This window comes from Paenibacillus sp. FSL H7-689 (assembly GCF_000517905.1).
GTDB classification, from domain to species: Bacteria; Bacillota; Bacilli; order Paenibacillales; family Paenibacillaceae; genus Paenibacillus; species Paenibacillus amylolyticus.
In genome coordinates, this window is sequence record NZ_ASPU01000013.1 from 183,017 (window position 1) to 209,392 (window position 26,376).

At 44.7% G+C, this 26,376-nt stretch carries 19 protein-coding genes and 1 other annotated feature; of the genes, 4 read left to right on the forward strand and 15 right to left on the reverse strand.

Going from position 1 to position 26,376, the window contains the following annotated elements; genetic code table 11:
* Positions 1-16 precede the first annotated feature (16 nt).
* Entirely contained in the window at positions 17-937 is a 921-nt protein-coding gene (locus C170_RS08465; RefSeq protein ID WP_036608904.1) for an NAD(P)/FAD-dependent oxidoreductase, read from the reverse strand.
* A 461-nt stretch (positions 938-1,398) separates the two neighbouring features.
* Here C170_RS08465 and cyoE point away from each other — a divergent pair, with 461 nt between their 5' ends.
* Positions 1,399-2,328 carry a heme o synthase gene (gene cyoE / locus C170_RS08470; protein ID WP_036608378.1) on the forward strand — a complete coding sequence of 310 codons (930 nt, stop codon included), beginning with the start codon at positions 1,399-1,401 and terminating at the stop codon, positions 2,326-2,328.
* Positions 2,329-2,442: 114 nt separating this feature from the next.
* Here cyoE and C170_RS08475 read toward each other — a convergent pair whose 3' ends face one another.
* The 3 genes from C170_RS08475 to C170_RS08485 all read right to left on the reverse strand — a co-directional run bounded on the left by C170_RS08475 (position 2,443) and on the right by C170_RS08485 (position 7,807).
* Positions 2,443-4,212: an ABC transporter ATP-binding protein gene (locus tag C170_RS08475; RefSeq protein WP_036608380.1), complete on the reverse strand. Its 1,770-nt coding sequence runs from the start codon at positions 4,210-4,212 to the stop codon at positions 2,443-2,445.
* Complete coding sequence (locus C170_RS08480; RefSeq protein WP_036608381.1) at positions 4,209-5,954, reverse strand: ABC transporter ATP-binding protein; 1,746 nt, start codon at positions 5,952-5,954, stop codon at positions 4,209-4,211. Before C170_RS08480 ends, C170_RS08475 begins: the two co-directional genes overlap by 4 nt.
* A 617-nt stretch (positions 5,955-6,571) precedes the next feature.
* Positions 6,572-7,807, reverse strand: coding sequence for an MDR family MFS transporter (locus tag C170_RS08485; protein ID WP_036608384.1), 1,236 nt, complete (start codon positions 7,805-7,807; stop codon positions 6,572-6,574).
* A gap of 144 nt (positions 7,808-7,951) precedes the next feature.
* Here C170_RS08485 and C170_RS08490 point away from each other — a divergent pair, with 144 nt between their 5' ends.
* Complete coding sequence (locus C170_RS08490) at positions 7,952-9,718, forward strand: ABC transporter substrate-binding protein (protein ID WP_036608386.1); 1,767 nt, start codon at positions 7,952-7,954, stop codon at positions 9,716-9,718.
* Positions 9,719-9,853: 135 nt separating this feature from the next.
* On the opposite strand, the gene C170_RS08495 is transcribed toward C170_RS08490, so the two are convergent.
* The 5 genes from C170_RS08495 to C170_RS08515 all read right to left on the reverse strand — a co-directional run bounded on the left by C170_RS08495 (position 9,854) and on the right by C170_RS08515 (position 18,173).
* Positions 9,854-12,481 (reverse strand): PAS domain S-box protein, encoded by a 2,628-nt coding sequence (locus tag C170_RS08495; RefSeq protein ID WP_036608388.1) that lies wholly within the window; start codon positions 12,479-12,481, stop codon positions 9,854-9,856.
* Between the two features lie 269 nt (positions 12,482-12,750).
* Positions 12,751-15,132: a polyprenyl synthetase family protein gene (locus C170_RS08500; protein ID WP_036608390.1), complete on the reverse strand. Its 2,382-nt coding sequence runs from the start codon at positions 15,130-15,132 to the stop codon at positions 12,751-12,753.
* 187 nt (positions 15,133-15,319) lie between these two features.
* Positions 15,320-16,117 (reverse strand): sulfite exporter TauE/SafE family protein, encoded by a 798-nt coding sequence (locus tag C170_RS08505; RefSeq protein WP_036608392.1) that lies wholly within the window; start codon positions 16,115-16,117, stop codon positions 15,320-15,322.
* Positions 16,118-16,621: 504 nt separating this feature from the next.
* Entirely contained in the window at positions 16,622-17,377 is a 756-nt protein-coding gene (locus C170_RS08510) for an SDR family NAD(P)-dependent oxidoreductase (RefSeq protein ID WP_036608394.1), read from the reverse strand.
* Positions 17,378-17,702: 325 nt separating this feature from the next.
* Complete coding sequence (locus C170_RS08515; protein WP_162158960.1) at positions 17,703-18,173, reverse strand: DUF6376 family protein; 471 nt, start codon at positions 18,171-18,173, stop codon at positions 17,703-17,705.
* Between the two features lie 141 nt (positions 18,174-18,314).
* Between C170_RS08515 and C170_RS08520 the strand changes: the two genes are divergently transcribed.
* Positions 18,315-19,283 carry a bile acid:sodium symporter family protein gene (locus tag C170_RS08520; protein WP_036608400.1) on the forward strand — a complete coding sequence of 323 codons (969 nt, stop codon included), beginning with the start codon at positions 18,315-18,317 and terminating at the stop codon, positions 19,281-19,283.
* A 118-nt stretch (positions 19,284-19,401) separates the two neighbouring features.
* On the opposite strand, the gene C170_RS08525 is transcribed toward C170_RS08520, so the two are convergent.
* Positions 19,402-20,253 carry an aldo/keto reductase gene (locus C170_RS08525; protein WP_017688714.1) on the reverse strand — a complete coding sequence of 284 codons (852 nt, stop codon included), beginning with the start codon at positions 20,251-20,253 and terminating at the stop codon, positions 19,402-19,404.
* Positions 20,254-20,423: 170 nt separating this feature from the next.
* Between C170_RS08525 and C170_RS08530 the strand changes: the two genes are divergently transcribed.
* On the forward strand, positions 20,424-20,942 hold the full coding sequence (locus C170_RS08530; RefSeq protein WP_036608404.1) for a MerR family transcriptional regulator: 519 nt from the start codon (positions 20,424-20,426) through the stop codon (positions 20,940-20,942).
* Between the two features lie 259 nt (positions 20,943-21,201).
* Here the strand turns inward: C170_RS08530 and asd are convergent, their stop codons facing one another.
* The 5 genes from asd to C170_RS08555 form a co-directional block, all read right to left on the reverse strand.
* A complete protein-coding gene (asd, locus tag C170_RS08535) occupies positions 21,202-22,287 on the reverse strand; it encodes an aspartate-semialdehyde dehydrogenase (RefSeq protein WP_081745889.1) in 1,086 nt (361 codons plus the stop codon).
* 170 nt (positions 22,288-22,457) lie between these two features.
* Positions 22,458-22,734 (reverse strand) — a binding site (T-box leader).
* 183 nt (positions 22,735-22,917) lie between these two features.
* Positions 22,918-23,772, reverse strand: a complete 855-nt coding sequence (locus C170_RS08540) for a class I SAM-dependent methyltransferase (RefSeq protein WP_036608407.1) — start codon at positions 23,770-23,772, stop codon at positions 22,918-22,920.
* Positions 23,773-23,919: 147 nt separating this feature from the next.
* The gene (galU, locus tag C170_RS08545; protein ID WP_036608409.1) at positions 23,920-24,792 is read right to left on the reverse strand and encodes a UTP--glucose-1-phosphate uridylyltransferase GalU; all 873 of its coding nucleotides are present in this window, start codon (positions 24,790-24,792) and stop codon (positions 23,920-23,922) included.
* A 57-nt stretch (positions 24,793-24,849) separates the two neighbouring features.
* A complete protein-coding gene (locus C170_RS08550) occupies positions 24,850-25,242 on the reverse strand; it encodes a GtrA family protein (protein ID WP_036608412.1) in 393 nt (130 codons plus the stop codon).
* Complete coding sequence (locus tag C170_RS08555; RefSeq protein ID WP_036608414.1) at positions 25,235-26,221, reverse strand: glycosyltransferase family 2 protein; 987 nt, start codon at positions 26,219-26,221, stop codon at positions 25,235-25,237. The genes C170_RS08550 and C170_RS08555 overlap by 8 nt, the downstream gene beginning before the upstream one ends.
* Positions 26,222-26,376: the final 155 nt, after the last annotated feature.

The following is a 26,376-nucleotide window of genomic DNA, read 5'->3' on the forward strand; positions in this document are numbered from 1 at the left end:
CACTTATTCATTTATTCTAATGATGACTTGGCTCATCCCACTTCTCGAAATTCAATTCATTATTAATGCTTACCGCAGACAATGCCCCCAGAGACGCAGCCGTGATTGCCTGATACATCTCGGAAGCTGCATCACCAGCACTGTATACACCCGATACGGATGTTTTGCCGGAAGCATCAACGATAACCGTTCCCGACTCTGTAATTTCACAACCGATGGCTCTCGGCAGTTCTGATCCGGTGAACAGTTTCGGTTGGAAGAAAACTCCTGTGCATGCAATCGCTGTACCGTCATTCAGTACAACTTGTTTTACCATTCCTTCTTCCGAGTTAATGGATTGAATCGGTGCATTGAATACAGTAACATTATGCCGCTTCAGCTCTTCACGCTGCTCATCGGTTAAGGAATCTGATCCATTCGTACAGATCGTATAACGTTCTGTCCAGCCGGATATGACTTTTGCCATATGTAATGCCTTATCTCCACTAACGATGATGACCAGCGACTGGTCTCTTAACTCCCATCCATCACAATATGGACACACAAACGCACTTTTGCCGTAAACCTCTGTTAATCCGTTAATATCCAGAGGCAGATCTTTCTTACCTACTGCAAACAAAATCTTTTTCGTGCGATAACTTGCCCCCTGAGTAGTCTTGACTACAAAATCACCATCGCTACCTGTTATCGCTGTTGCCGTATCGGATGCAAATTGGACTGAGGGATACGCTTCAATCTGTTCTTTGGCAGCTTTCCGGAATTCACGTGGACTTGCCCCATCTCTTGTCACAAACCCATGAGTCTCCCTTGTAACCCAGTTACGCGGTGTCTCATCATCAATGACCACGACGTTCTTACGTGCCCTGCCGAGTACAAGCGCCGCATTAAGCCCCGCTGGTCCTCCACCAATAATAAGTACATCCAAGAGTTGATTCATATTACTCATATTATTCACCCTTTCCAGACATTTAATATCTCTAATTATGTTTTAAAAATAACCTCCGCTTTCTCTTAAAGAAGATAATTCGGAGATTACAAGAAATATTTCTAAAAAGACCATTAAAGATATCTTATATCTACAATAAACAAATCCTAAGCTTTTTGCAACATATATCTTTATCTATCTTTTTCAATCCAGCCTGTGTGAGTTGAACAAAAGAACATTTACACTTACACTATAATGACAGAACAAACTTCACATCGCTGTTATCTCCAGATTTTTCGATTCTCTCCTGTAACACAGAAATAATTATTTAACAATTAAAAACAACCTTGTTTTTAAATTGTTCACAATCAAATGACATTATTTTAAATACTAAAACGTTAATTAAATCACATAGTGTATTGAATGGTATAATAGCGACATAATATATAAGTATAGATATAGGAAGTGAGTTCTTGAAAACATTGAATAATGGTTCACAGACCAATATCAGCCTGGAGTATAGCTCGATTCCGAAAGTTTTCTTCGATACAATCAAAATCGGAATCATCAAGTCCAACCTGATCGCCATGTTTGCGGGTTTAAGTTTGGCTTTATATGTATTTGATGCTTCAATCTTAGCTAATATTGTACCAATCATCCTTTCCTTTATTGGGTCTTCTCTCATTATTGGAGCTGCAGGGGTGTTTAACAACTTGTATGATCGTGATATCGATGCGATCATGGAACGTACGAAGAAACGTCCTACCGTTACGGGACGCGTAGATACCAAGTCGGGTCTGATTCTCGGTATTGCAATCACCATCATCGGGGGCATCATGTTGTACATCGCTTCCCCATCCGCTGCTGTATTCGGTATTTTGGGTCTGTTGCTGTATGTGTTTCCTTACACGATGTGGACCAAACGTACAACGATCTACAACACGGAAGTGGGAAGTCTTTCGGGTGCTGTGCCTCCACTCATCGGTTGGGCAGCCATTTCACCGGAACTGGGTCATTTCGAGATCTGGGCATTGGTCGTTACGATGCTCTTATGGCAAATGCCTCACTTTTACGGGATTGCGATTCGTCGTTTTGACGAATACAAAGCTGCTGGTGTTCCCATGCTACCCGTTGTTAAAGGCATCAGACGGACATACATTCAGACCAATGTGTATCTGGTACTGTTACTGATCTCCAGCTTTTTGTTCTGGCCGATGAGTCCATTTGTCGCTATTGTGGCATTTCTGGTTAGCTTGGCCTGGCTCATTCTTAGTGTGGCTACCTTTGATAAGAAAGAAACAGAGAAATGGTCCAAACGGATGTTTATCTTCTCCATTAACCATATCACTATTATCTTCCTGGTGATCATTGCGTATTCCCTGATTGCTCAAATGATGAGATAAAAATATTCCATCTTTCCACTCGTTATAACGATAAAAAGCCTTACAGACTGTACTCTTGCAAGGAGTCGCCTGTAAGGCTTTTTTGCTTTTTATTATCTTTTCAAAATTGTAAAGCTATCCAACTTTGGCGGGAGTTTGCTCCCCTTGCCACAGCAGCTGCATCTCTTCATTGGTGGCAAGCAGTTCGGCCAAGCTTCCCTCGGCTTCAATGCGTCCATTTTTCATAACAATAATATGATCTGCTTTGGAAAGTGCTGCCCTGCGGTGAGAAACTGCAATGCAGGTGACATCCGGCTCTTGGAACAGCCCTTCCCATACTTGTTGTTCTGTCTCCACATCCAGTGCACTGGACAGGTCATCAAAGATAAACAGGTCCGCTTCCGTCATTAACATGCGTCCTGTGGCCGCGCGCTGAATCTGCCCGCCTGAGAGCATGACGCCTCTTGGACCAACCGGGGTCTCAAGTCCCTGATCTAGATGTTTGATATCTTTCTGCATCACAGCCAGACGAATGGCTTTTTCCAGTGCTTGCTCGGTGTTACCCTGTTTGCCCTGGACGATATTTTCTTTCAACGTATCACTAAACAGTCTTGGTACTTGCGGGGTATACGCTGCTCTAGGCGGCATCAGGAAGGTGGCTGGATCAACAGCCGCTCCATTCCAGTGAATGTCCCCTTTTTGCTTGGGTAGCAGTCCAAGAAGTGTTCGTACAAGCGTTGATTTACCTGACCCGATCCGTCCTGTAATAACAAGAAATTGTCCGCGTTTCAGACGGAAACTGATCTCTTCTATGCCATTTGAAGAATTCGGATATTGATAAGTCAGCTTATTCACCTCAAGAGATTGCAACTTCTCCTTAGGGTCCCTCTGTTTACTTACAAGCTCCGGCGGATCTTCATACAGATAGATTTCTCTCGAATCCATGATCTGGTCTTCTTCCCCCGGGCGGAATAGCTTACGCATACGATCATACGATACCTTGAGCCTTTTGTGCTGAAACACCATATAACCAAACAGTGAAATGCTAAATCCGATATTGGCCAGATAACTGGTGAATAAGGCAAAATCACCTACGGTAAAGTTCCCTGCTTTCATCTCAGCTGCACACATCAGTAGAATCAATCCGGTACAGATACTTAGAACATGCTGATTCATCGATCTCATCCACTGCTTGAACAGATTGTCTCGAAGTGCAGCCTGGCGACGATCTTCATTCAACTGGTTAAAACGTGAAGAGACATTCTCTTCGGCCTGACCCAGTTTCAGGGCTTGCACTGCTCCAAACGTTTCCGCAATAAAACTGGTAATTCGCCCAGTCGCTTCACGATTAACCTGTGCATACTTCCGAGCCCGATTTCCGGACAGGTTGTTAAGTAAGGTCACGACCACCAATGGCAGCACGGCAACCAATGTGATCTGCCAATTAATGTTCGCCATAATGACGATGGATACAACAGCAAATACAAGCCGTCCCCAGAAGTCCACCCATGATTCTACATACTCAACGACTTCATCAACATCATCCCGAAAGCGACTCATTGCCTCCCCTGGTGAAGCCGGAAGATTACGCCCCGGCCAGCGCATGATCGCTGCGAGCATGTTGGTTCGCAAAATCGCCTGAACATGATACAGATACGTAACCCATGCATAGAAGGCTACAAAAAATGTGCCCACCCGTGCCATTCGGACCAAAGCAATAAAGATGAGCGGCACAGCAAGCCACATGTAGTCATTTGACCCCACTGTTGTGCGATCAAAAAACCATTGCATTCCAATACCAATGGCTAGCGGCAAGGAATGAAATATACACCATAACAATCCGTTGATTACAAATAACAAAGGCCTGAATCGAAACAAACGGCCTATAAATCCTGCTACAGTCATGCCAATTCCTCCTCTCGGCCTGTAATGAGCAGTCTGGCATAGTGAGATGCCGGGTTACTGGCAAGTTCTTCTCTCGCTCCAAACTCCAGTACCTTCCCATCACCGAGCACCATAATCCGGTCAACTTTCTCCAGCGTAGCCAATCGGTGAGCAATAATGACTCCGGTGGATTGTTTCATTAACTGATCAATTGCAGATTGCAGCATACCTTCGGTCGCGGCATCCAGACGTGACGAAGGCTCATCCAGAATAACCAGACTTGGTTCGGTCAGGAATACGCGGGTTAAGGCAAATAACTGTGCTTCCCCTGCCGACAATGAAGCTCCACCTGCAGCCAGATACGTATCAAGTCCTTCTGGTTGTGAATTAATCCATTGGCTAAGTCCAAGGCGATCCGTCGTCTCCTTGATCATCTGATCCGATACATCTCCATTGAACAGGGTCAGATTGTCACGCAGCGTGCCATCAAACAACTGCACATCCTGTGTCACCATACCCACCCGGCGATAGAGTGCTTGTAATGAAAGCTTTGTGATATCCGTTCCACCTACACGGATCGTACCCCGATCCAGATTGTAAAGCCGGAGAAGAACACGACTAAGACTCGATTTGCCGCTACCTGTGCGACCGATGATTCCCAGACGTTCACCAGGCTTAATAGCAAAAGTAATGTCCTGCAATACCGGTTTATCCTGGTTATAACTGAAGTGCACCTGACTGAATTCCAACCCAAGCGGTCCTTCCGGCAATTGCTCCTCTTTGCCCTCTTCAATCACACTGCGCATGGACAACAGCTCTCTGGAGCGCAGCATGCCTGATTTTGCTTTTTGGAACTCCTGCACCTGATCTCCAAGCATCTCAATCGGATCATTCAGCATCTGCGTATATTGGTAGATCAGAAATAATGTTCCGATACTGATTAGACCTTCCATATAATAATGCACACCCAGCAAAAGCACCGCAGTGACCGCCAGAGCGAACAGAACTACTGTGGTATTCCACGGAATAACCCGAAGCAGCCAGGCTTTTCTTCCCTTACGGAATACCGTGCGCATCGTGCGGTAAAAGCGGTTCATCACATACGGCACATGACCATTCGCTTGCACATCTTCAATCCCGGCAATACGTTCTTCAATTAATCCGAACAGAGCAGCACTTGCCGCCCGCTCATTTTTGGAAGAGTCCACGCCCAGATTTCGGATGAAGACCATGAACAGGATCGATAATAATGTGAACACGGTCATAACCACAGCAATAGGCACATTAACGCTGAACATAAACCCGAGAATTCCGGCCAGCAGTACAAAACTCCCGATCACCTGCACAATGAACATCGCGAAAAAATTGGAGATGCTCGTTACGTCACCATCCACACGTTCAATCATCTCACCAGGTGTTTTCTCATTATGAAAACGCATATCGAGACGCAGACAGTGCTTCAGCAGATCTCCGCGCAGTTGATTCGTGGCCCGCCAGGCCACATCATTCCCCAAATAACTTACCGCTACCGTGATGAGTTGATTAAACACGGCAACAACCAGAAATATTCCTGCGAGTTGAACAAGATTGGTGAGGACTCCCCCACTTGCTGCTGTATCGATAAATCGTTTGATGATCTGTGGATTCAAGAGCTGAAGCCCCGTTGATGTGAGCAACATGATTAAAAGTAAGGCCAGCCGTCCTTTGACTGGTTTTAGATAGCGCAGCAGCCATGACATGGAGCTTTTCTCTGTTTTGGGCACAGGTCCCACCTCTTTATTGGTTTATTTATATAAAGTGAACTAAAGAACTTTACACTGAAACTACGATGACAGAATAACCTTTTGGTCGCTGTTATCCCCACTAGGATGAGTCATACATAATGACATTAAAATCGGGATTTCCCGCCCATAATTGATATGTAGAACGTAATTTGACCATTGTACATTCTCCTTTTTAACAAGTTAGTTTTTTATAAAATAACGCTCCAAACGCTCCTTTCCATGTGAACGGATTGGTGGAATGCATGCAAAAAAGCCATAGATGAACTAATGTTCATCTACAGCTTGTAACCAAAAGAGACCGGATGAAATGCAAAGCATTTCCCGTATCTCCTCTGCATCGCAATAATGATGAGCGTCCACGACAGGGGTGCACAAACATGACTGTCCCAACGCGATCATTGCAAAATAATTGGATTAATGTCACTATGCTCATGCGTATTCAGTTATCGATTCGAAATCTGTATAGGCATAAACATAATCATCATCCCACCCGTTTCACATATTTGTTGTTTATTGTATTCGCTGGACTAACATTCGTCAAGATAATTTTAACTGAATTGTTATTTAATTCATGTCATTAATCTTTTCAACTTCCGCTACATACTTAATGATGTGGATTCGGCTTGCTTCTCTCTAAGAACAAGACGTCTATGTGCGATCAGAAGAAAAGGTACTCCCAGTGCAGTCGTCAGCGCAATAGGTACAAAAACGGCCAGCCCATTCTCCGCTCCAAATTGACTTAGCAACAACCCTCCCATGACAGGAGCAATGACACTACCGATATTATTGAAGCCGATGGTACCGAAATACGTCCCTTTCCATTCCGGCTTTGCAATCCGGTCGATGAGCATATCCATCATCGTGAACAACAATACTTCCCCAATTGTAAATAGTATGACACTCATCATCATCATGAGTACACCTTCAGCGATTCCGACCATCATCAGACTGGTTGCAACCAGCAGGTTACCCACAATGAGAGGAACAAGCGGTGGGAAGTTTCGGAAGGTTCGCACAAGAGGATACTGAATAATCAGTACCGTCACGGCATTCAGGGACAGCATGTACGAGAACATCTGGCTTCCATTTTCAAAGATCGGGCTCCTCGCCAAGTACTGTGCCAACGTAGAACTAAAGTGCCCGTAACCCAGAACACAAAATGTGGTACCGATTAATACTGGCAAAAACACCCGGTCGCGGCCGGTGGTCATAAGTGCTTCACGCAAACGTGGTGCGGTTGCCTGATGAGGCTCTGGCAGATTGGCATGCTGTAGCTTGAATTGTAGAAATAGCACAAGTCCATAGACTATGTATACCAAGCCGGAAATCACAAATGGGAACGTTGATTCAGATGATCCCAGCTGAAATCCGATAATTGGCCCAAAGACCACACCGAGATTAATTGCAGCATATCTGAGGTTGAACACCAGCAATTTGTTCTCTGGAGAAGTAATATCCGATAACAGTGCTCTGGAGGTGGGCTCAAATACTGCGCGGCATAATCCATTTAACGTATTGGCAACAAAGAACACCCATAGATGCTCTGCTGCTGAAAAGATAAAAAACACACCTGCCCAACTAAATACCGAGATTAACATCACGATTTTGCGCCCGATCCGGTCCGAAATATAACCTCCATAAAAGCTGACCATTACACCTGCCAGCGAGCTAACGGCCACAGTAATACCGGTCTGGGTCGGTGTAGCTTCTAGTACACGTGTCAGATAGATGGATAGAAACGGGATACTCATTGACGTTACAAGACGTCCAAACATGGTTCCGATAATGATGGTCCATGCCAAGGGGTGAATTTGCCTTAAATATTGCTTCATGCGAACTTCTCCTATTCTTTCTAATGCTTCAAAAGCGGACTTTTTGAACTACCTCTTCTAATGTATAATTGTAAGGATAAAAGGGGGAAGTAAAAGTGTAAACATATGATCACACTTTTCACCTTTAATAGAGGAGTCATGACCATGGATACCCTACATACACACTTTATAAGGCTCGCCGGGGCCGAACAACTTTCATTCAAGCTCCATGAACCTGTAGCTGTAACCATTGATAGCTTGTCCGCTGCCCTGTGCTGCACCCCTCGTAATGTGAAATTCATTCTCAGAAAATTGGAAGAACTTGGCTTCATCCATTGGCAACCGGGACGTGGTCGTGGACATCATTCGAAGCTAACGATGCTGCGCAGCATGAATGAGGCGCTGGAAGCGAGTTTTACCGAACTTTTGGGTAAAGGCAAAATGAAAGACGCCATTGAACTCATCGGAAACGTTCAGATGCATGATTCACTGCGAGAACAGCTCATGCTCTCCCTCCATCAACAGATGGGATTTCACAGCCACGATGAAACTTCCTCAGGTCAGGATATCCTGCGCATCATGAGGTCACGCCAGTTAGGTGATCTGGACCCAGCCTTTGTTTATACTGCATTTGAAACCTATCTGCTGAGCCAGGTCTGTAATACATTAATCACTTATGATGCCAAGACAGAATCTTTCCTGCCAGCACTGGCTCACATGTGGGAGTGCAGCGAGGATCATCGCCTATGGACCTTCTATCTCCGAAAAGGTGTACGTTTCCACAACGGACGTGTCATGACGTCCCGGGATGTTCAAGCGACGTTACAACGATTGATTGATGTGCATAGTCCGTCCATCTGGTTGTATCGGGATATTGAACGTGCGGAAGTAGCTGGTGATTACTGCATCAAGTTTGTTCTACATCGTCCTAATCGGTTCTTCTTGCATCTGTTCAGTTGTATTCGGATGACGATTCTGCCCTACGATTACAATGTAGCCAATACCTTAATTGGTACCGGTCCTTTTCAGATCTCTGAGCTGAATGAAGATGTGCTGGAGCTTACCGCTTTTGATGCGTACTACGGAATCAGGCCACATCTGGATCAAGTCCATTTCTGGTTTGTGCCTGACCTGAGTCCGAATGATCGCTATTATGAGCTACCGGGTACAGATCGATTGAGTGTCACAACAGGCTGTGATCAGACGAACAGTATCAATTACCCGGCGCTTGGTTGTCAGTATATGCTGTTCAATTTTCACAAGGAAGGCATCCATCATCATCCCCTATTTCGACATGCTCTGCGTATCGTCTATGATTCGGTCGCGCTTGTCCGAGATCTCGGTGGGAATCGGATCACACCAGCCAGCAGCTTTCTGCCCTGGAGAAGTGCAGCCCAGGACTGGACAGCTGTCTCTCTTGAGCAGGCTCGTAAATTGCTACATAACTGCGGGTACCAGGGGGAGACCATAACTTTATCGTATAAGCATAATAAGGATGCTGACGTTGCCGAGTGGTTCCGGTGTCGGGCAGAGTCCATCGGTCTGAACATCAGCATGCAAGCCGTTGTGGATTATTTCAACTCAGAGGAAACCACGAACGCACAATTGATCCTCGCTGAAGAGATACTGGAGGAAGATTGGCAGTACGGCATGATTCATTTTTTCAAAAACCTGTCCAACCATTTTCATATGTGTATGTCTCCTGCATTCCAGTCTCTACTGGATGACAAACTGGATCATTTCGCTAAGCTTCATCGGGCAGAACGTACTGCGCTCCTGGATGAAGCTGAAGCCTTGCTACGTGATCACTGCTGGATCTTGCATGGCTGTCACATGAACAAGCAGGCTGAACTGGATCAGAGCATCTTCGGTATGCAGACAGCGGAATTCGGATATATGGACATCTCGAAATTATGGATCAAAAATCCTTAGGGATTTGTGCACAGTCGCATCTGCGGCATACAGGAGTGGACCACGTAATGGAACAGCAAAAAAGCCGGTAGCCTATTGACGATAAGCTAGCGGCTCTATTGCCGATCCATTTTTAGTGCAATCAGAGATTAATATTTAGAGATTATTTTTGATGTAATAGGTCTCCAACACTTGCATAATGGACTCAATTTTAATCGGTTTGCTGACATACGCATCCATGCCTGCCTTCAAACATTTATCCATGTCTCCTCTTAACGCATTTGCAGTTACCGCAATAATGTATGGACAACTCTCGGGGTGCAAAGAATTTTTAATCACTTTTGTCGCTTCGAAGCCATTCAGTCTTGGCATATGCACATCCATGAAGACAATATCATACGAATTGTGTTTGACCGCTTCGACTGCCTCAACACCGTCTGCCACATGATCCACAAAGTGCCCTTTTTTCTCAACGATTCTGCTAAGGACGAGCTGATTCACATCATTGTCTTCTGCGATTAAAATTCGCAAGGCTGATGTTCTGCTCTTCTTCTGCTGTTGATCCAACCTGTTGTTTTCTTCACCGTTATTTAATTTAAATCGGGCGGTAAATATAAATATTGTACCCGGTTCATCCGATTCCTCAATCCAGATCTCGCCCTGCATAAGCTCCACCAGTTTCTTGCTAATGGCAAGGCCAAGACCGGTCCCTTGGGGTTTGCGGGTCATAAAATTGTCCAGTTGGTAGAAAGGTTCAAATAATTGTTGTTTCCTCTGAGCCGGAATGCCAATGCCCGAATCCTTTACCTGAAAATAAAGCTGCACGTTATTGCTGCACTGCTCCTTAACTCCCACTTTAACTTCCACGCCGCCTTCTAAAGTGAATTTGACCGCGTTGCCGATGATATTGGTAAGTACCTGTTTAAGTCGATAAGCATCACCATACACCGGAGTTGGAATAGCATCTTCTATGCACATACGAACATCCAGCTTTTTTTCACGAGCCAGTGGTTTTACAATTTGCACTGTCTCGGTCACGATCTCTACGAGATCAAAAGGATCTTCAACCAGATCAGTTTTGCCTGATTCGATTTTGGAAAAATCAAGAATATCATTAATGATGGCAAGCAAGGAATCTCCACTCTTCTGGATGATTTCGATATATTCCTTTTGTTCCCCGCTAAGTCCAGGGGTATCCAGGAGCAAATCGGTCATCCCAATTACACCGTTCATGGGTGTGCGGATTTCATGACTCATCATCGCCAAAAATTCACTTTTGGCCTTATTCATTCTCTCCGCCGTTTCTTTGGCTACAAGTAGTTTTTTCTGCTCCGTAATATCCTTCGCAATCAGGTAAAACCCGACATTGGATTGGTTAACAATAATTGGAGCAAGCGTAGCCAAGACTTCTGTCTCAGATCCATCCGTGTGCCGAACAGCGTTGATCTCCTTTTCAGCCATCTCATAATTACTGCCCAGAATCAGACCCAGATTACTGGCTCCGATAAATCTGCTTATACTTGTGTCGATCATTTCAGCCACGGGACAGCCCGTCATTTTCACCGCTACTGGATTTGCATTCATAATATTACCATCCATGTTAAACGAGATAATGGCGTCATGATTGTATTTCTTAAGCGAAGTGTATCGCTCCACAGATTCCTGCAATTTAAATTCGATGCGTTTTCGTTCAGTGATATCCTGTAGTGTTCCGTTTAGCTGGATTGGCTGACGATTCTCATCGAGTGTAATCAATCCGCGCAAGTGAAGATACTTCTCATTTCCATCAGAACTGATGTGTTTGTATTCAAAATCAAGCGGTTCACCCTGTTTTACCCCTGTAATATGTTTTTGTATAGAGGCTATATCTTCGGAATTCATAACATCAAAAACATCACTTATACGATATGGTTTGCAGGTGCGTTCAAGTTCAAAAATCTCAAAGATCTGATCTGAAAATGTAATATGGTCTTTGACCATATCCCATTCCCAACTACCAATTAAGGCAATCCGTTCAGCCTCAGCACTGATATCCTCTTGTTTTTTTCGCTCTGATATATCTCGTCCAATCGTAAGAATCTGTTGTTCATGCTCCGCATCACCAAAGACCTTGTATGTGGTTTCAAACCAAAGATAATGCCCATCTTTATGACGGACTCTAATATTCAACAGATTACCTTTAGTCAAATCCATCTGTGAGATCCGTTCCAGATCTTGTGGGTGAAAGGAAGCATTATTGTTTCGGCCAATGACTTCTTCCGGGGAATAACCCAATATTTGTTGGACTGACGGTGAGCAGAACCGACAAACTCCCTCCAAATCGGCAATATAGATGATCTCCTGAGCATGATCCGTAATAAGTTTGAACACTTCTTCACTATGAAGAAGTTTTTGTTCAGACAGTTTACGATTGGAAATATCAACAATATGGCAAACGGAATAAAGAGGTTCATTCGTAATTTCGCTTCGAACCAAGGAAACATGTATTGAACACCATAAGATGTCACCATTTTTATTAATGTAACGCTTTTCGTATTGATTTTCTTTTGATTTACCTTCAAATAGCTCATAACTACAGATCATATCTTGTGACGAATCCTCCGGATGTGTAATATCCTGATACGTGAGATCCATTAATTCATCACTTGTATAACCTAGCATACAGCAAAAAGCAGGGTTCACTTTCATCCATTGCCCTGTTGGAGCAACGAGTGCAATCCCAATAGGCGCTTGATTATAGATCTGCTCGAACAATTCATGATGATCGACCTTTTGAACCTGCATTGTAAGTTCTCCTTTTGGCATAGACTCCATGTATACTTTGTCGAAATCTAAAGTTTTTACTGATATAAGATGTTCTATAAAAATTAGTCAGTTTTAAAACAACAGTACCTGCTTAATACCCAGAATTTCAGCTGTTGAAACAAATCTTTTCAAGAGATTTGTGTCTTTAAAACCAAACAAGGCCTGGAATCCATTCATATGGAGTCCTGACCTTTGTCGTTATATATCATAATAAGTCATATGCATCATGGAATCATTAGAAAAATGGGTTAGCGCTCGCGACCAATAAGATAATCCAATAAATGTCTCAAAAATGGAATAGGTTTCGGCATCTCGTTCAATGCATCTGTAGCAAGACAATAATGCTCCCACATCGCTTTCTTCGCGCCTTCATCACCAAGAATAGACACAAAGGTTGAATTGTTGTTCCGCTCATCCTGACCTGCAGGTTTCCCAAGAATGAGGTAATTTCCCTCGAAATCCAGCAAGTCGTCTTTGATCTGGAAGGCGATACCTGCATGATAAGCGAACTTTTTCAGCATAGCCATCTCCGGTTCCTTCACTTGGGCAAGTATGGCTGGCATGACCAGTGCAGCTTCGAAGGCAATGCCTGTTTTGTAAAAACAGATCATGTTCAACTGTTCAAGTGTTAATACCTTGCCTTTGGAGTTCAGATCCATGGCCTGCCCCATACACATATCCTCTGCTTTTTCAGCCGAATACTGAATGAGCGTGAGCACGGTTGCCGCATCAAAGCGATTCAATGAAGATTGTTCTCCAATCGCCTTCTGAATGAGAAACAGACCGGTAAGCTCTGCTGTGGCGCTATTGTGTACCTGATGCAACGTGGAACGTCCACGCCTTGTCGAAGCATTATCCTGCGTAGGCAGATCATCAAAGATCAGGGAAGCGGTATGCATGTACTCCAGCGACCTTAGCAGCGGAACGATAGAGGATTCAGGTAGACCATACTCGCGCACACCCATAACCCAAGTCAATATCGGGCGTAGCCTTTTTCCGTCTCCCTGCAAGCTGTAATTGGCTGCATCGATTAACGTTTCTTTCATCTTAGGAAGTCCATTTGGTTTAGCAATCTGCAACTCCACATTAATCTGTTCGCGAACCGTTCGAATGGTCTGCTTGAACTCCTCTTTCTCCTGCTTGTCATTTTTCAATTGAAGCACGACCTGATCCCGTAACAATTTATCGAGGAAATCAACGTCATCTGCTTTTCGCACCATCTGTTGAACCAGTTGATTGAATTCAGGCTGCCCTGAGGCAAAGATTGTCATCACTTCATCATATTTCTGCTGCCCCAACCGTTCTCTACAACGCTTCAGACCGTTTATAGCACGATCCAGTATGACCTCACGGGTCTTGGCGTCGGAGTTGTATACATCATGGATTAGGTAAGAGATGACTGCCCAATACAATTCATATGGATTAATCAAGTCGGGACGCAAATCTCGATACTTCAAATAGTACGTATACGGAGTCACTGCCCCTTCTTCCATATCGTCAAACATATCGGCAAAATCATCAGCCAACTGATTATATATCCCGTAATAAAACGTCCGCAGATCAAATCCTTCATCCACCGGTGCACTGAGAACAGACCGGACGATTAATCGGGAAGAAGAAGATTTGATAATAATCGGAATGTACAATTCTTCATTGGTATAATTCGCATTGGCTAATTTCTTGTTGCGATCAATCTCCTGAGACTGAAAGAACACATAGGATTGCTCTAAAAACGTGCGCTGTTTCTCTGGATGCTGGTAGTTCTTGATGTACTCAAATGCTTCCCGAAGCTCGGAATGTACATATTCAATCACTTCAAGATTGCTGCCTTTCCACTCCCCCAGATCAGGGACGACCCCGGTAAGAAGTGCATCACGTATCATCAGGGAATATTGTTCTTTTTCCTGAACAGTCAATGCTTGAGAATCCAGCAGATCATCCACAAATGGATACGTCAAACCGTACGAATAACCCAGTCGAATCGCCGCATCAAATCTCCGGGTACGCTCTTCAGGTGGTGTCTGCTCATTCATCTCATCGTCCACATGAAGGACCACGCCAAGAATGATCTTGATGAGCTTCCGTTGCGCCTGCTCTGCATCCAGCTCCTTCGGGATGTTGGATGCTACATTCTTTAATTTGTTCATCACCCAGATGACAGCCGTTTCAATGTGCTCCTTCTGTCCCCACCGGTACAACGCAGCCAGACTGATATAATCAGGTTGCCCTTTTCGCCCAGTAGCTGAGCCCATAAAGTATTTTTTGGTATTCTGGACAACGTTCTGAATTCGGGCCTGCGTACCCGAAGAATCAAGGGCTTGCCCCAGATCCCGCATATAAATATAGGAGATACTCCGATCCAGGTAATCATCCAGCTTTCCTGTCGTATTCAGCCAGTGGATATATCTATGAACATCCCGGGGATCCGGTTTTCTTTTGCTAGGTGATAAAAGAGAAAGCCAGGCAAAACGATGAATATGTTTCTTTTGCCATACATGAATATCTTGGGTAAGTGCTGTTGTATACGTATTATCCATAAGTTGCTGCCTAAGAGAAGTAAAATACTGAGATGCTTTCTGCTCAGCTAGCCGATATCCTGCATCAGCCTGTTCTGTAAGTACGTTATTCATAGGGTGGATACCTCAACTTCTATTAATGTTAAACATGTATCCATGAAAGGAGATGAGGTGCTCCATGGACGAAAACTGAACTCATTTGATCGTGTATCCAACGCTTCAGCTCATGTTCATAACCTATATACGGCGATTCAACCGTTTGGTTACGAAATCGTCATTGTTCATTCCCATATACGTGATTTTACAGAATGGATGACCAGACTTTAACCGCTGTGATGGCGATAAGTACGATTAATGCATATCGAAGTTCCCTCACATTGATCATCGAACTAACCCGTGAACCAAGGGATGCGCCTAGCAGACTTCCGATCACCGTGTATATAATGGGTTCTAGCGGAATGTCTCCACCCGTAATTTTCCCTATAACGCCGCCAATGGCGGAGATAAATACAATCGCCAGTGAAGAAGCAATCGTTGTTCGTACGGGGATGTTGAGAATTGTCAGCATGATGGGAATAAGGATAAAGGCACCACCCGCACCAACAATTCCTGATACAATGCCTACTGCAAAAGCAGTGCCTGCTGCAATCCATCGGTTAAACACCAAAGGAGCTGAGGTATCAAGCTTTCCCTTTCCGGGAATCAGCATGAGAACAATTGCTATGATCGCCAGAATGCCATAGATCAGATTAATAACTCTTCCGTCCAGATGACCGGATATGAACCCACCGATCAGACTGCCAGCAAGAATGCTGGAGCCCATGTACAGCACCAATCCGCGGTGAACGATCGCCCCACCACTTCTACCCGTTTTTACTTTTCTGCGGAATGCAATCACACCGGCAAGTGAAGCGAAAAACACTTGAAACATACTAATCGAAGATACCTGATGTGCTGAGAATGGCTCCAGTCCCATCCAGGATGGAACATATAACAGTAGCGGATAATTGATAATGGCCCCACCAATACCCAACAAACCGGAGAAGAATGAACCGACCAGACCCAGTATAAACATGATGATAAAAAGCAGAAGATCCATCGGTTATGCGCTTCCTTTCGTGCAATATAAATCTCATCTCGATACCACTCAAAAGTGCTATACAAGGTGAATATAATCCGTTATAATGAAAACCAAGTAAATTAATCCGAAATGAGTGATTAAGCATGTTTAACGTGTTGAAGACTCTTTTTGAAAATAAATGTCCACAGTGCAACGAAAAATTACAAGTTCATAACGATGCGTTGTGCTCGACCAAAACTTGTTCTCAATGTCATTACAAAGAAGAGAGTTATGGCTCTCTCGGCGTTCGAATTGTCTATGACACCACAAAATGATAAAAAGCTATAACCTTGTTAATTGTATCACGATCTCTGAAATTTCGGGATGATTCGACAAACTTATTTCTGTCTTATATGCCACAATTACTTTATAATGAAAATACAAAAACGGTGCAAAACGAATAAATCGTTCTGCACCGTTTTTTTCTGTTTTTCTTTTTTTTGAGATGAGTTCCCTTAGATTAAAAGGGTTACTTACTTTATTTTATTTGGTTTTGAAGCTAAGGAATCCATCATCTACAGCTACGGTTGTCCCGTTCACTGCACTTGCTGCATCACTGAACAGAAATGTAACCACACTGGCTACTTTTTCGGGTTGAATGAGCTCTCCACGCATATGTTGAGTAGCAAGTGCATCTTTCATGGCTTGGTCATCACCCAGAATCGGTGTTTCGATAAAGCCAGGTGCCACACCAATTACACGAATTCCATGTTCTGCAAGTTCCAATGCACCGGATTTGGACATCATAACAACAGCAGCCTTGGCTGCATTGTAGTTGAAGCTGCCTACTGCGGCAACACTTCCATAGATCGAAGCTGTATTTACAATGGTACCTTGTACATTCAATTCAACCATTTTTTTCGCGCCATAATACATGCCATAATATACACTGTGCTGGTCTACATCAATGACTCTGTGATAGGATTCCGGGTCCATCTCCAGAAATGGCTTCACAAGTCCAATACCTGCGTTATTGAAAATACCGCTTAACGTACCATATTGCTCTACGGTCCAGTCGATCAGGGCTTTGATCTCGTCCCCTTTGGATACATCCACTTTGTACGCGCCCGCTGTTCCGCCTGCTGCTTCAATCTCTGCCGCAAGCTTCTTGGCTCCGTCTTCATTATAGTCAGCGACAACAATAGTCGCACCTTGATCCGAAAGTTGAAGTGCTGTCTCTTTACCAATACCACTTGCTCCACCTGTAATAATGATCACTTTTCCATTGTGCTCCGTCATGACTCAGCTCTCCTTTGGCAAAATATATTTAGGTACATTTCATAACTTATAGTAAGTAACTATATTTTATTAACTTATATACTTATCATACGCCTCTGTCCCAACCTTGTCAAACCATAGATCATCTTCACATAAATATGAGATAAATGTCATATACATCTCCTATTTACATGATATAGTCTAGCTCCTGTGATATTAAATATGCATGAGTTTTCGGAAAATAAAAAAGCGAGCATAGCGGTAATTCAATCATTCCGATATCTCGCCCTTATAAAATATGAGAATTTCAAACTGTGTTGTCTTAAGGTGCTAAGATCAATTCAACTTATTCACCCTGAAGTCCGCTTAGCGGATCTTTCAAATTATTGATGTTCGTGATCAGTTCAGGAATACCTGTCTTCTCCCAATTTTCTGCCGTAAAACCTTGCTCTGCAATTGTATTCTCGAAATTGCCCACGACTTCCGTTAATTGAGTATTGTAACTAACCAGATTCTCATGAATGCTCTCTCCTATTGCAGGAGCAGTCAACTGAGAAAATTCACTTGCTTCTGCTTGGATCAGATCGATTTTCTCCTGAATCTGCGTTGTAATCTCCGGATTATTCACCGCACTCGATGCGAGCTCTTGCAGATCAGCCCCGGCGTTTGATACCTGTTCTATATAATCAGTAGCCCCACTCACATAATTTAGACTTTGATTGGCTTGTTCCACGACAGAACAGGCTGAAATCAGCAGAATACTTGATGCAATAAGGCCTGTCATCATTAACGTGTGCTTTCTTTTTCTTATGAACATGATCATCTCCCCTTCTCCTAATCGGAATCCTTGTTCCAAGTCCATGATACCTGTTAAGACTGCTTCTTTGCAAATGGGTCTGCAGCCAACGTTATTAACATGTATAATAGTAAAATCACACGGTAAAGGGATGTCATGATTATGCTTCAAGCCTTGAACCAACGCTTGAACCGCATCATGCCACTGATTACCCCAATCAGCATTATTGTTGGCGTGTTATGCGGGAGTTTTCTTTCTTCTTATACCTTTTTATCCCCTTGGCTTTTTGCGTTCATGACGTTCGCTGGAAGTATCAGTCTTGGGATACGGGATTTTGTGAACGTGCTGAAGAAGCCGTTCCCCCTGTTTGTATGTCTGTTTATTTTGCATTTGGCGATGCCTCTAATTGCTCTCGGTATGGGTCATCTGGTTTTCCCTACAGATGCGTATACCATAACAGGCCTGGTTCTGGCAGCAGTTATCCCTACAGGAATAAGCAGCTTCATCTGGGTCAGTATCTATCGGGGCAATATCGCACTTACGCTATCCATCATCCTGATTGATACCATGCTTGCTCCTTTTGTAGTGCCCGGGGTGTTATCCCTGTTAATCGGCACCAGTGTCACATTGGATACGGCAGCCATGATGAGCAGTCTGTTCTGGATGATTGTTGTGCCATCGCTGGTGGGTATGCTTCTGAATGAGTGGACCAAAGGGGCCATTGTCCCGGTATGGGGACCAAGGTTGAATCCGTTATCCAAATTGTTTATGGCATCAGTTGTTGCAATTAACGGATCTGTCGTTGCGCCCTACTTGGCTGACTTCAACTGGAAGCTCGCTGGACTTGCGGTCATCATTATTTTCCTGGCATCATTCGGTTATGCGCTAAGTTACTTCATCGCCCGATTGCTGGGCTGGAATGAGGCCGATCAGGTCGCTCTGGTGTTCAATGGAGGTATGCGTAATATCAGCGCTGGCGCAGTACTGGCTGTTTCTTATTTTCCGCCACCTGTTGCTGTCCCGGTCGTGCTAGGCATGGTATTCCAGCAGATGCTTGCTTCATTAACAGGTTATCTGCTCGGTCGTCGCTCTCAGCTTCTGCAAAAGTCAGATAAGACATCTGCGGCCTAGCAAAATATTGGATGAAAAAAACGCCGACATGATTGTCGGCGTTTTGCATTGAGTTGCTATTGTTACTATTATTGCCAAGATACTGCTACGTTTCGTAAACCTAGCAATCCGTTCCTGGCTACAAATCCACTTTCATATTGCCCAGCATCTTGGCAACTTCAGGATTATCAATCTTCATGAATAGACTTTCCTTGGTATCCAGTGTGGAAATGGTTGCAATCTCTTCCGGGCTTAGTACAAAGTCGAAAATATCGAAGTTCTCGATAAGCCGCTCTTTGCGTACTGATTTTGGAATAACAACAACATCCCGCTGCACAAGCCAGCGCAGTACAACCTGGGCGACGGATTTGTTATGTTTCTCGGCAATGGAAACCAAGACTTCGTTGCTGAACAGATTGTTGCGACCTTCGGCGAACGGGGACCATGACTGGTGCTGTATCCCCTGTTCTTTCATGAAAACAGCGCTGTCGACCTGCTGTTGAAACGGATGAGTTTCGATCTGATTGATGACAGGCACAACTTCGTTGTGGACGATGAGGTCCATCAGGCGGTCAGGTAGGAAGTTACTGACACCGATAGCCCTGATCTTGCCCTCACGGTATAGTTCTTCCATCGCACGCCATGCGCCGTAATAATCACCAAACGGCATGTGAATAAGGTACATATCCAGATAATCGAGCTGCAGCTTACTTAACGATTTGGCAAACGCCCGCTTGGCACTTTCGTATCCTGCATCCTGAATCCAAAGCTTTGTCGTGATGAAAAGTTCTTCCCGCGCTATGCCACTGCGTTTAATTGCACGTCCAACCGCTTCTTCGTTTAGGTAACCGGCAGCGGTATCAATTAGGCGGTAACCGGCTTTCAGCGCCTCATATACCGTGTTCTCACATTCATCAGCATCGGGAACCTGGTAGACACCAAAGCCAATAATCGGCATTTTCACTCCATTGTTCAAGGTTACAGTTTGCATATTCAATTCCTCCTATGGTTCAATTGTGAATCGCAAGTGGTCACGTTTTCCTGAAATTCAGCAACGAAGCGAGGATTCCACTTCCGGCCGACTTGCGTTACAATAACCCTAGCTCCTTCGTCTTACACGAAGTCAAGCGTCTCCAATATTTTTTTGAAGGAGGAGTACATATGTATACTGTCCAGGATGCTGCCCAGCTTACGGGACTCACAGAGCACGCTGTTCGCTTTTACACGGATAAAGGCTTGGTTCCGAGCATTCAACGCAATAAAAATAATATTCGGGTGTTTGATGAAGAATCCATCAATTGGCTACATGGCGTCAAATGCCTTAAGCAGACAGGTTTACCGATTGAAAATATTAAAACATACGTCGATCTCTGCCTCGAAGGTGATTCAACCGTTTCGCAGCGATTCGCACTTATGATGGAGTATAAGGAAGCGGCGCTGATTCAGCTTGAAGAGGCCAAGAGCCGCGTAGCCCATTTGGAAGAGAAAGCACGTCAATATCAGGCCATTTTGGAGCAGCGCATCCCGGATATGACCAACCCGATCAATTGGGAAACCAAGCGTGACGAAGAAGGGAGTTGTCCTGCATCCCGTTTAAAAAGTCGCAGTCTTCCTGAAGCCGAGGTTTCGGCTCAGTGCCCAGCAGCTGCTATGAAGCAGCAAACTAGCATAGTATCCTAAACTTCACATGATATAGCTCACGTATGTTCTAAACATATAGGATATTTCTTACATTAATGTATATCTAAATGAGCCTGAGTAAAAAACGCCGACAACATTGTCGGCGTTTTTCGCCACTACAACCCTCTGCTGGAATCTCTTTAATCTATTCCTGCCCATTTTCTGGTCCCTGTTCACAATACAAAAAAAACCATCAACAAGTGATGGTTTTTCATGAAATATCCTGTTCAGAAATCTACTGCTCATGATGCCTTTATGCTTATTTCGGCTGAATATATCCTTCAGCTTTGAGTAGTTCTGCGATCAGAACCGCACCACCTGCCGCTCCGCGGAGCGTGTTGTGGGACAATCCCACGAATTTGTAATCATAGAGTGAGTCTTCGCGCAGTCGGCCTGTGGAGACACCCATTCCGCGTTCGATGTCACGATCCAGTTTTGTCTGCGGTCTGTTCTCTTCTTCAAAATACGTAATGAACTGTTTTGGTGCACTTGGCAGAGCCAGTTCCTGCGGACGACCTTTGAACTGCAACCAACGCTCCAAAATTTCGTCTTTGCTTGGTTTTTTCTCGAAGTTTACAAACACGGTCGCCAGATGTCCATCCGTTACCGGTACACGAATACATTGGGTTGTAATTAATGGAGCCGATGCTTTGACGATCTGATTATTTTCGATACTACCCCAGATCCGCAGTGGTTCCTGCTCACTCTTCTCTTCTTCGCCACCGATGTATGGAATGACATTATCGAGCATATCTGGCCAGTCCGTAAAGTTTTTACCTGCTCCCGAGATTGCTTGATATGTGGAAGCGACAACCTGAGTTGGGTTGAATTCACGCAAGGCGTGCAGTGCAGGCACATAGCTCTGAATCGAGCAGTTTGGTTTTACAGCAATAAATCCGGTTTTTGTGCCCAGACGTTTGCGTTGAGCTTCAATCACATCCAGATGTCCCGGGTTAATCTCAGGGATTACCATGGGTACATCTGCTGTCCAGCGGTGAGCGGAGTTGTTGGACACTACAGGTGTTCCTGTTCTGGCATAAGCCTCTTCGAGCGCTTGAATCTCATTCTTTTTCATATCAACCGCGCAGAAAATAAAATCAACCTGGCTGGCAAAAGCCTCAACCTGGGAAGCATCCTGAACAAGGATTCTCTTCACAGCTTCCGGAATAGGAACTGCGAGTTTCCATCTGCCTTGTACGGATTCTTCATATGTTTTACCTGCTGAATTGGCGCTTGCAGAAATAGCTGTTACTTCAAACCATGGATGTTGATCGAGCAGGTCCACAAAACGCTGACCCACCATTCCCGTTCCTCCGACGATACCAACTTTCAATTTTGCTGACATTCAATCATCATTTCCTTTCGGTTTAAGTGATTCTTCTCTTTGATCAATTTCATAACTCACTAAAAACGTATTATGAAATTTGACTTCCTAATTAACACTATTCAGGCAATTCCAAAGCGTGTAGTCACAGCCCTGGAAAAACCAAAAAATCCCATCCCCAAGACAATAGTCTCAGGGACGAGATTGAACTCTCGTGGTACCACCCAGATTCGCCAATATGTCACCATATCCGCCTCTTCAAGTAAAGGTTTACAACCATGTTGCTAGCTGTAGACCGTTCATACTCTAGCTCTGTAACAGGAGCTCCTGTCACATCATCCCTTAACGCTAAGTTCCGATGTGCTGCTCTGAGTCTTTATTCAATAAAAAGTTCTTTACTCCTTTTCAGCTGCCGGAGCTCTCTTTGAAAGAATGATTTTTATCTACTCGTCTCTTCGTCGCATTTGATATTGCGATTATAATATCAAAATTACCGTGATGAAGTAAACACATTTTTTTAGATCATGGAATTTATATGTTTCCAGCTGAGCTGAACCATTCAATTATCGCAAGAAAAATTCCAGCTAAATGCGGTCTGTCTTCTGTGAAAAGTACGTCATAGACGTTTTTATTATAATATACTGCAAATAGCTATTTCCTTACTGTTTTTTTGGCAACCATGGCATACGTTCCTAGTGGACTCCCAGGCCCCGAGACATGATGTGTCTTAAGTAATTTCAGTTCGGAAAGAAGAAGTGTTTTCACTTTGTCCGGGATCGGAAGCATTTGCAGTTCCACAGGCGCTTCTGCCAGTGTCATTTCGGTTTCCCAGCGACCGTCCTGCAACTCAGGAGAATGGATCGAAGCCTCTTCCTTAATCGTCCAGCCTGCCGCAGACACAAGCTCTTGGATATCCTCCGGTGTAAAAAGCGTGCGCACATTGGAGAAGCTGTTCTCCTTGTAACATTCAACCTGAGACTGAATCAGAACGGATAACCAATGTGAGAGCTGGCTCACATCTGTAACTCGCGCATCCCATTCTGCGAAACATAACTGATGTCCCCACGTCCTAACCTTGCTAAGAATCTGGGCGAGTTCGTCAAACGATTTCAGGTACCAAGAACAATGGGATAGCACAATCACATCAAACTCATTCTCGGAGAATTGGGCTTGATCACTTAAAATGTCGTAATCATAATCCATTCGAATTCGATCACCCAGCGGAGATCTCCGCAGCTTGGCACCCGCTTCGCCTACGGTCAGCGGTGCACCATAATCCTCTGGTGCAATATCTACACCATGAACGTACCCGTGCTCCCCCACCAGATGTGCAAGCACGGCCGTTGTATCTCCCTGACCACACCCGATTTCCAGAACGCGGCTGCCTTCCTGTATCCCCCAAAAGAGTCCCAGTTTCATCCGATGCTCAGTCTGAATATACTGAATGGCGGTGTTGTCCTCTACGTCCATATACTTAATAAGGTCCCTGATGATAGATTCATTCATGATTCCTCACCCCTCAAAGAGCAACTTAAACTTCTTGCTCATTGTAGCGTTACAGGAAGCAATGTACAATGCTGGGTGTAGACAGAACCATGGCACGGAGGAGGCATCGTCCTACAGCAGATATAAACCTCTGCTACATATCAATTTCTAGGCCCACTGGGTTGCAAGCTTCTGAAGATAGGGTGTCAGCATGGGCTGTAATTCCTTGCGCATCAGTCCGATCTCCAAGATCGCCTGAATATATCCGAATTGATCACCAATATCGTAGCGGCGCCCCTGCAGTTCAAGGGCCAACAGTTCCTCCACCTGACTCACTTCTTTCAAGGCATCCGTTAACTGATATTCCCCTCCAGCCCCTCTCTCGATCTGATCCAGAATAGGAAAGATGGAAGGTTTCAGAATGTATCGTCCCATTACGGCTGTCCGGGATGGTGCTTCTGCAAGGGATGGTTTTTCGACCAGATTGGTGACTCGGTGAACCCGGTCCTCTGCACCATTCGAATCAATGATGCCATATTTGCTCACATTTGCCGCGTCTACTTGACGGACACCGATGATCTGATTGCCTGTCTTTTCATAAAGATGGACCATCTGTGCAAGTGCAGGCGGTTCAGACACCATAATATCATCTCCGAGCAGTACAGCGAAGGCATCATCGCCTACAAATTGCCGTGCACACCCAATGGCATGCCCCAGTCCCAGCGGTTCTTTTTGACGAATAAAATGAATATTTGCCATCTCGCTGATCGCCTGCACCTCTTCCAGTAAAGACTGTTTGCCCTTGGCATACAAAGAGTGTTCAAGTTCAACCGATTTATCAAAATGGTCTTCTATGGATTTTTTGTTGCGTCCGGTCACAATGAGGATATTCTCAATGCCTGATTGTACTGCTTCTTCAACAATGTATTGGATGGCCGGTTTGTCTACAATCGGTAACATCTCTTTGGGCTGAGCTTTGGTTGCTGGCAGGAAACGGGTTCCGAGACCCGCTGCCGGAATAACTGCTTTTTTAATTCGCATATCATCATACACTCCTTTCATTTGCTTCTTATAACCAATATTGCACGCTGTGGGCAGTTAAGTAGCGATACGAAACACCCAATATCTGCTGGCCATATAGTTCAGAACCATCCCCATCAAGGTCGCCACGATCTTGCTCATCACGAGACTCCAACCCAGCATGTCGTGCAAAGTCATCAGAATGAGGGCGGATAACGCGAGAACGATGAGATTGGTGATTAGAAAACGAATAAGTTTTGTTCTATTGCCGCTCCCTCGTGCCGCATCCCGAAAAGTCCACCTGCCGTTCAGCCAATAACTGTTCGCAACCCCGCAGCTGTACGAGATTACTTGAGCAATCAGAACCGGCACACCCGCCGCTGCGAGAAACGCAAACACCACTGCATCCACTGCCGTATTTGCAACACCCACAATACCGAACTTGAAAAGTGTCACCAGACGCTTAGTCATGATGAGCAACTCGGGCTGTCAATCGGGATTGCGCTTGCTGGCCCTCGGCTTGAACCACGTCTCTCACAATGTATAGCGGACGTGCCTTGGTCTCATCATAGATTCGGCCAACGTACTCGCCCAGAATGCCCAGCATAATCAAGATGAATCCGTTAAACATCAGCATGATACTCACAATGGAGGGCCATCCCTTAATCGTTGAATCCGTAAAGATGGCCGAACCAATAACGGTTAACATGTAGATGAATCCACCTACCGACAGGATCGCACCTACATAACCTGCAAGCTTGAGCGGTTTATGCGAAAATGAAGTAATGCCATCCAGGCTTAGCTTCAGCATGCGTTTCAGCGGATATTTTGTTTCGCCTGCGAGACGTTCATCACGTTCATATTCAATCGCAGTCTGACGAAATCCGACCCAACTGACCAACCCGCGCACAAACCGATTTTTCTCCGGAAGACGTTTCATCTCATCACATACTTTGCGGTCAATCAGGCGAAAATCTCCGGTATCTACCGGGATATCCGTATCCGTTGAGGCACGAAGTACACGATAGAACAGACTTGCCGACCATTTTTTGAAGCGAGTTTCCCCGCTTCTTCTGGTGCGACGGGCATATACGACTTCGTAACCCTCTTTCCATTTGGCGATCATATCCAGTATCAGTTCGGGAGGGTCCTGCAGATCCGCATCAATAATAACCACCGCATCCCCCACTGCATAATCCATACCCGCTGTTATCGCAATCTGATGTCCGAAGTTACGGGCAAAATCGATCAGCTTCACACTCTCGTCCCAACGGGCGTAATCACGGATCATCTGTGCACTTCGATCCACGCTTCCATCATTGACAAACAACAGTTCATAGCTCTCTCCCGTGCTGCCCATGACCTTCTTCAGACGCCGATAAGTCTCCTCGATCACCGCTTCCTCGTTATACATGGGAATAATAATGCTGTATCGGTACGCGTGAGCCATGTTTGTCCCCTCCCTTTTCCAATGGACTTCGTCCGAGATTTTCACTCTTTACAAATTGAAATAAAGAATATTTACACTGCACACTTCGATGACAGAACAACCCTCCAATCGCTGTTATCCCCAGATTTTTTGATTCCCTTTATAAAGGGAAAATC